General features: G+C 69.8%; 7 protein-coding genes. All 7 read left to right on the top strand.

Going from position 1 to position 6,994, the window contains the following annotated elements:
* A partial coding sequence (locus tag VFR64_11005) for a glucosidase (GenBank protein HET9490268.1) occupies positions 1-2,476 on the top strand: 2,476 nt, incomplete at its 5' end.
* A 282-nt stretch (positions 2,477-2,758) separates the two neighbouring features.
* On the top strand, positions 2,759-3,019 hold the full coding sequence (locus VFR64_11000) for a hypothetical protein (GenBank protein ID HET9490267.1): 261 nt from the start codon (positions 2,759-2,761) through the stop codon (positions 3,017-3,019).
* A 21-nt stretch (positions 3,020-3,040) separates the two neighbouring features.
* Positions 3,041-3,277, top strand: coding sequence for a zf-HC2 domain-containing protein (locus VFR64_10995; protein ID HET9490266.1), 237 nt, complete (start codon positions 3,041-3,043; stop codon positions 3,275-3,277).
* A gap of 68 nt (positions 3,278-3,345) precedes the next feature.
* Positions 3,346-4,026 carry a response regulator transcription factor gene (locus VFR64_10990; GenBank protein HET9490265.1) on the top strand — a complete coding sequence of 227 codons (681 nt, stop codon included), beginning with the start codon at positions 3,346-3,348 and terminating at the stop codon, positions 4,024-4,026.
* A gap of 18 nt (positions 4,027-4,044) precedes the next feature.
* A complete protein-coding gene (gene msrP, locus VFR64_10985) occupies positions 4,045-4,998 on the top strand; it encodes a protein-methionine-sulfoxide reductase catalytic subunit MsrP (protein HET9490264.1) in 954 nt (317 codons plus the stop codon).
* A gap of 75 nt (positions 4,999-5,073) precedes the next feature.
* Positions 5,074-5,712, top strand: coding sequence for a protein-methionine-sulfoxide reductase heme-binding subunit MsrQ (locus VFR64_10980; protein ID HET9490263.1), 639 nt, complete (start codon positions 5,074-5,076; stop codon positions 5,710-5,712).
* 46 nt (positions 5,713-5,758) lie between these two features.
* A complete protein-coding gene (gene phnA, locus VFR64_10975; protein HET9490262.1) occupies positions 5,759-6,994 on the top strand; it encodes a phosphonoacetate hydrolase in 1,236 nt (411 codons plus the stop codon).

Below are 6,994 nucleotides of genomic sequence, written 5' to 3'. Positions count from 1 at the left end.
GTATCGCTGGGGCGAGGACGGCATCGCGGGCATCTCCGACCGGCGGCAGTTCCTCTGCTTCGCGATCGCGCTCTGGAACGGGCGCGATCCGATCCTGAAGGAGCGCCTGTTCGGCCTCACCGGTAACGAGGGCAACCACGGCGAGGACGTCAAGGAGTACTACTTCTACCTCGACTCGACCCCCACCCACTCCTACATGAGGGCGCTCTACAAGTACCCCCAGGCGGCCTTCCCCTACGGCCCGCTCGTGGAGGAGAACCGCCAGCGGGACCGGCGGGCGCCCGAGTACGAGCTGATCGACACCGGCGTCTTCGACGACGACCGCTACTTCGACGTGGAGATCGCCTACGCCAAGGCGGGGACGGACGACATCCTGATCCGGATCACCGCCAGCAACCGGGGGCCGGAGGCGGCGACCCTCCACCTGCTGCCGACCCTGTGGTTCCGCAACACGTGGTCGTGGGAGGAGGGCGCCAAGCGGCCGGCGCTGCGCGCCGGCGACGGTGTCCCCGGTCTCGCCGTCATCGAGGCCGAGGAGGAGTCGCTGGGACGGCGCTGGCTCTACTGCGAGGGCGGGCCGGACCTGCTCTTCACCGAGAACGAGACCAACGCCGCGCGGCTCTTCGGCGCGCCCAATCCCGGTCCCTGGGTCAAGGACGGCCTCCACGAGTACGTGGTCGGTGGCCGCCGCGACGCCGTCAACCCGGCGCGCTTCGGCACCAAGGCCGCCGGCCAGTACCGCCTGGCAATCCCGGCCGGCCAGTCGGCCACGGTGCAGCTGCGGCTGACCGACACCGCGCTGGGGTCGGCCGCCTTCGGCCCCGAGTTCGCGGCGACGTTCGCAGCCCGCGCCCGCGAGGCCGACGAGTTCTACGCCACGGTGATCCCGTCCGGCCTGTCCGCCGACGCCAGGCGGGTGATGCGGCAGGCCCTGGCCGGCCTGCTCTGGAGCAAGCAGTTCTATCACTACTACGTCCGGCGCTGGCTCAACGGCGATCCCGCCCTGCCCGCGCCGCCACCGGAGCGCCGCGGCGGGCGCAACCGCGACTGGCTGCACCTGTACAACGAGGACATCATCTCGATGCCCGACAAGTGGGAGTATCCCTGGTACGCCGCCTGGGATCTCGCCTTCCACTGTATCGGCCTGGCCCTCGTCGATCCCGACTTCGCCAAGTCCCAGCTCGTCCTGCTCCTGCGCGAATGGTACATGCATCCCAACGGCCAGATCCCGGCCTACGAGTGGGCGCTGGGCGACGTGAACCCGCCGGTGCACGCCTGGGCGGCGCTCCGCGTCTACAAGATCGAGCGGCGCATCCGGGGCTGCGGGGACCGGGACTTTCTGGAGAAGGTCTTCCAGAAGCTCCTCCTCAACTTCACCTGGTGGGTCAACCGCAAGGACGCGGAGGGCAAGAACGTCTTCCAGGGGGGATTCCTCGGCCTCGACAACATCGGGGTCTTCGACCGCTCGGCGCCCCTGCCCGGCGGCGGCCACCTCGAGCAGTCCGACGGCACCAGCTGGATGGCCATGTACTGCCTGAACATGCTGGCCATGGCCCTGGAGCTGGCCCGGGACAACCCCGCCTACGAGGACATCGCCTCCAAGTTCTTCGAGCACTTCGTGTACATCGCCCACGCCATGCACGATCTGGGCGGCGAGGGCATCCAGCTCTGGGACGACGAGGACGGCTTCTTCTACGACGTGCTGCACACCGACGACGGCCGTCACGCCCGGCTCAAGGTGCGCTCGATGGTTGGGCTCATCCCCCTGTTCGCGGCGGAGACGCTGGAGCCGGACGTCGTGGACCGGCTGCCCGGCTTCCGCCGCCGGATGCAGTGGTTCATGGACCATCGGCCGGAGTTCCGCGAGCACGTCGTCGAGATGCCGACGGCCACCGGCGCGACCCGCCGCTTGCTGTCCCTGGTCACCGACGAGCAGCTTCCGCGCGTGCTGCGCGTGCTGCTCGACGAGAGCGAATTCCTCTCCCCCTACGGGATCCGGGCCCTGTCGCGCTATCACCTCGAGCATCCCTACATGGTGCGGATCGACGGCATGGAGCACCGGGTGGACTACGAGCCGGCCGAGTCGTCCACCGGCCTGTTCGGCGGCAACTCCAACTGGCGCGGCCCCATCTGGTTCCCCGTCAACTACCTCTTGATCGAGTCGCTGCAGAAGTTCCACCACTTTTTCGGCGATCGGTTCCAGGTGGCCATGCCCACCGGCAGCGACCGCCGCCTCCACTTGTGGGACGTGGCCGCCGAGCTTTCGCGGCGCCTGACCCGGATCTTCCTGCGCGGGCCGGCCGGCCGCCGCCCGGTCTTCGGCGGCACCGAGAAGCTGCAGCAAGATCCCCACTGGCAGGACCTGCTCCTGTTCTACGAATACTTCCATGGCGACAACGGGGCCGGCATCGGAGCCAGCCACCAGACGGGATGGACGGGGCTCGTCGCCAAGCTGCTCCAGCAGAGCGGCGAGTGATGGCCAGCTACTCGGCCATCGTGCTGGCGGGCGGCGACGGCACCCGGTTGCAGGCGGTCACCCGGGCCCTGACCGGCGACGACCGCCCCAAGCAGTTCTGTCGGCTCCTCGGCCAGCAGACGCTCCTCGAGCAGACCCTCCGGCGGGTTCGGCTGCTGGTCGACCCCGAGCGGCTGCTCACCGTCGTCACGCGGCGCCACGAGCGGTTCTACGCCCCGCTGCTGGCCGACGCACCGTCCCGGTCGGTGATCGTGCGGTCGGAGAACCTCGACGCTGACCCGCGTGATCGACCGCGCGGTCCCCAGCCTCGGCGCGGCCTTCGCCGCAGCGCGCCCGCGGCTGGACACGCCCTGGGAAGACGAGACGCTCCGCCGGGCGTACGCCGGGCTGCCGGCCACGGATCTCTCCAGACACGTGCTGGAGCGGTACCCCGAGGCGCTGGCCGTCCTTCCGGTGAACGGCTTGGGCTGGAACGACCTCGGCGATCCCCGGCGCCTGCTGGCCACGCGGGAGCGGACGCGGACGGCGCTGGTCTCGGCATGATCCATCCGGACGAGGCGTGAGATGACGTGTCGCGAGCTCATCGCGCTGCTGGCCGACTACCTGGAAGCCAGCCTGTCCCCCGACGCGGTCGCCCAGCTGGAGGGTCACCTGCGCGACTGCGCGCCCTGCGTGGCCTACCTGAACACCTATCGCCGGACCCGCGACCTGGCCGCCGACGTCAACCGCGTGGCCATGCCCGATGAGATGAAGACCCGGCTGCGGGCGTTTCTCCTCGAGCGCCTCCGCGACACCCTCTGAGAGTCCGCCGCCACATTTGACGCCCTTGTGACATCCGGCGGGGCGGGCCCAGGCTATGCTGTGGCACGATGCCACGGATCCTGATCGTGGACGACGAGCCGGAGATCGTGCGAGGTCTGGAGGACAACCTGCGCTTCGAGGGCTACCAGACCTGCGCGGCCACGGACGGGGAGACGGCGCTGGCGCTGGCCGCCCGGGAGGCGCCCGACCTGATCATCCTCGACCTGATGATGCCGAAGCTCAGCGGCTGGGAGGTGTGTCAGACGCTCCGGGGGCGGGGCATCGACGTGCCGATCATCATGCTCACCGCGCGCGGGGCCGAGCCCGACCGGGTGCGCGGGCTCGAGCTGGGCGCCGACGACTACCTCACCAAGCCGTTCTCGCTGCGCGAGCTGCTCGCCCGGGTGCGAGCGGTGCTGCGCCGGCCCGGCCCGCGCCACAAGGTCGAGGAGTACGCCTTCGGGGACGTGCGCGTCCGGGTGCGGAGTCGCCAGGTGTTCGTGGCGGGCCGAGAGGTGAGCCTGACCCGCAAGGAATTCGACCTGCTCACGTACCTGCTCGCTCACCAGGGCGAGGTGGTGACGCGGGAGCGGCTGCTCGACGAGGTGTGGGGCTACGAACGCTTCCCGACGACGCGGACGGTCGACACCCACGTGCTCAGGCTCCGCCGGCGCTTCGAGGCGGATCCCGAGCATCCCCGGTGGATCCTCACCGTGCACGGCCAGGGTTACAAGTTTGCGGTCTCGTGAGATAGTTGGGAGGACGTCATGCTGATCCGACGGCCGGAGCGGTTCAAGACTTCCGAGATCACCGACGAGCGACTCTATCTGGATCGTCGGTCGTTCATCGCCGGCGCTGCCGCGCTGGCCGCCGCGGGCTGCCAGGCCGAAGCCGTGCAGGAGCCACCCCTGGGGGCCCCGCTGCCGGCCACCCGCAACGAGGCGCTGAGCTTCAAGGAACCGCTGACCAAGTGGAAGGACGCGACCACCTATAACAACTTCTACGAGTTCGGGGTGGACAAGGACGATCCCGCCCGGGAGGCCCACCGGCTGCGGGTCCGGCCCTGGACCGTCCGCGTCGAGGGCCTCGTGCACAAGCCGCGGACCTTCGACATCGATGAGCTGCTCAAGACCTTCCCGCTCGAAGAGCGGGTGTACTCGCTGCGCTGCGTGGAGGCCTGGTCCATGATCATCCCGTGGGTGGGGTTTCCCCTGGCCGCCCTGCTCAAGCGGGTGGAGCCGACCGGCGCCGCCAAGTACGTGGAGTTCACCACGCTGCTCGACCCCGAGCAGTTCCCCGGCCAGCGCCAGGCGCTGTTCTACACGGGACTCGACTGGCCGTACACGGAGGGTCTGCGCCTGGACGAGGCCCTGCACCCGCTGACCCTCGTGACGGTCGGCATGTATGGCCGCGTGCTGCCGAACCAGAACGGCGCGCCCATCCGGGTGGTGGTGCCCTGGAAGTACGGCTTCAAGAGCGCGAAGTCGCTCGTGCGGATCCGTCTCGTCAAGGATCAGCCCTCGACGGCCTGGAACGACGCCGCCCCGCAGGAGTACGGCTTCTACTCGAACGTCAACCCCGAAGTCAGTCACCCGCGCTGGAGCCAGGCCACGGAGCGTCGCATCGGCGAGTTCCGCCGCCGCCCGACGCTGATGTTCAACGGCTACGCCGACCAGGTCGCCCACCTCTACACCGGGATGGACCTGCGCAAGTTCTACTAGAGACAGTAGCCATTGTCGCGCCTGGCGCGAACGGGGAGGTCTGGAGGGGGCGCGCCTCGTGCCCCCTCCAGTAACATGCCCCGCGTCGCCCTCAAAGCGGCGGTCTGGGCCGCCGCCCTGGCTCCGCTGGCCGCGCTCGGATTCTGGATCGTCACCGACGACCTGACGGCCAACCCGATCAGCTTCATCACCAACCATCTGGGGCAGTGGACCCTGCGCCTGCTGCTGGCCTCCCTGGCCACGACGCCGTTGCGGCTGGTGACGGGCTGGGGCTGGCCGGCGCTGCTGCGCCGGCTGCTCGGGCTCTTCGCCTTCTTCTATGCGGCGCTGCACTTCAGCGTCTGGATCCTCATCGATCACTTCTTCAACTGGCCGCAGATGGCCAGCGACATCGTGGAGCGGCCCTACATCACGCTCGGCATGGGCGCCCTCGTGCTGCTCATCCCGCTGGCCGCGACGTCCACCGCGGGCATGGTCAAGCGGCTGGGCGCTGTCGGCTGGCGGCGCCTGCATCGGATCGTCTACGTGGCCGCGATCGCCGCCGTCCTGCATTTCATCTGGCTCGCCAAGGTGGGCCGGATCGAGCCGTACTATTACGCGGCGGCCCTGGCCATCTTGCTGGGCGTGCGGGTGGTCGATGCCGGCCGCCGCCGCATCCGCCGGCGGCGGGGCCGCCCGCAGGCGGCGATGGCGGCGCCGTCGAGCACGCCGTGAAAAATCCCGGCCCGGGGCGCTCCGGTGGCCGTATGATCCAGGCGCTATGAGCGGCGGCCCCGTCCTCGAGGTCAATGGCCGCACCTACCAGTTTCCTCGGCGTCCGACCGTCGTCGTCTGCATCGACGGAGGCGAGCCCGAGTACTTCGATCGTGCCGTCGACGCCGGGGTAGCGCCGGCCATCGCCCGCTTCCGTGCCCAGGGGGTGTTCCGGCTGGCCCGCGGCGTGGTGCCGAGCTTCACGAATCCCAACAATCTCTCCATCGTCACCGGCGTACCGCCGGCCGTGCACGGCATCTGCGGCAACTACTTCTACGATCCCGCCACGGGCCGCGAGGTCATGATGAACGACCCGGCCTTCCTGCGCTGCGGGACGCTGCTGGCGGCGCTGGCGCAGCAGGGCGCCCGCGCGGTCGTCATCACCGCCAAGGACAAGCTGCGGCGCCTGCTGGGCCACGGGATGGCGGGCATCTGCTTCTCGTCGGAGAAGGCGGACCAGGTGACCAAGGACGAGCACGGCATCGAGCGGGTGACCGAGCTGGTCGGCCGGCCCGTGCCCGACGTCTACAGCGCCGAGCTCAGCGAGTATGTGCTGGCCGCCGGGCTGGCCCTGCTGGAGCGCGAGCGGCCGGACGTCATGTACCTGTCGCTCACCGACTACATTCAGCACAAGCACCCGCCGGGCGATCCCGTGGCCACCGACTTCTACGCGATGCTCGATCGGTACTTCGGCGCCCTCGACCGCGCCGGCGCCGTGCTGGGCATCACCGCGGACCACGGCATGAGCGCCAAGGCGCGCCCGGACGGCGCCCCCAACGTGGTCTACCTGCGGCCGCTGCTCGACGAGGTGCTCGGTCCCGGCCGTGCCCGCGTGGTCCTGCCCATCACCGACCCCTACGTCGTGCACCATGGCGCGCTCGGCTCCTTCGCCACCATCTATCTCGATCGCCCCGCCGACCTGCCCACGGTGCTGGAACGGCTCAGCGCCACCGAGGGCGTGGCCGAGGTGTGGGACAACGCGTCGGGCTGCCGGCGGTTCGAGCTGGCTTCCGACCGGATCGGGGACGTCATCGTCATCGCCGAGCGCCACGTGGTGCTGGGCAAGTCGCCCCGGGAGCACGACCTGTCGTTGCTCGAGGAGCCGCTCAGGTCCCACGGCGGCATCACCGAGCAGACGGTGCCGTTCGTGCTCAATCGTCCGCTCACGCCCGCCTGTGCCCGGCGTGAGGGCGAGGTGCGGAACTTCGACATCTTCGACTACGCGCTGAACGGGGTGGCGTGA

The organism is Candidatus Methylomirabilota bacterium, from assembly GCA_035709005.1.
Lineage (GTDB): Bacteria > Methylomirabilota > Methylomirabilia > Rokubacteriales > CSP1-6 > 40CM-4-69-5.
The sequence above is the reverse complement of the archived record's forward strand: the minus strand, read 5'-3'. Positions and strand labels throughout refer to the sequence as shown.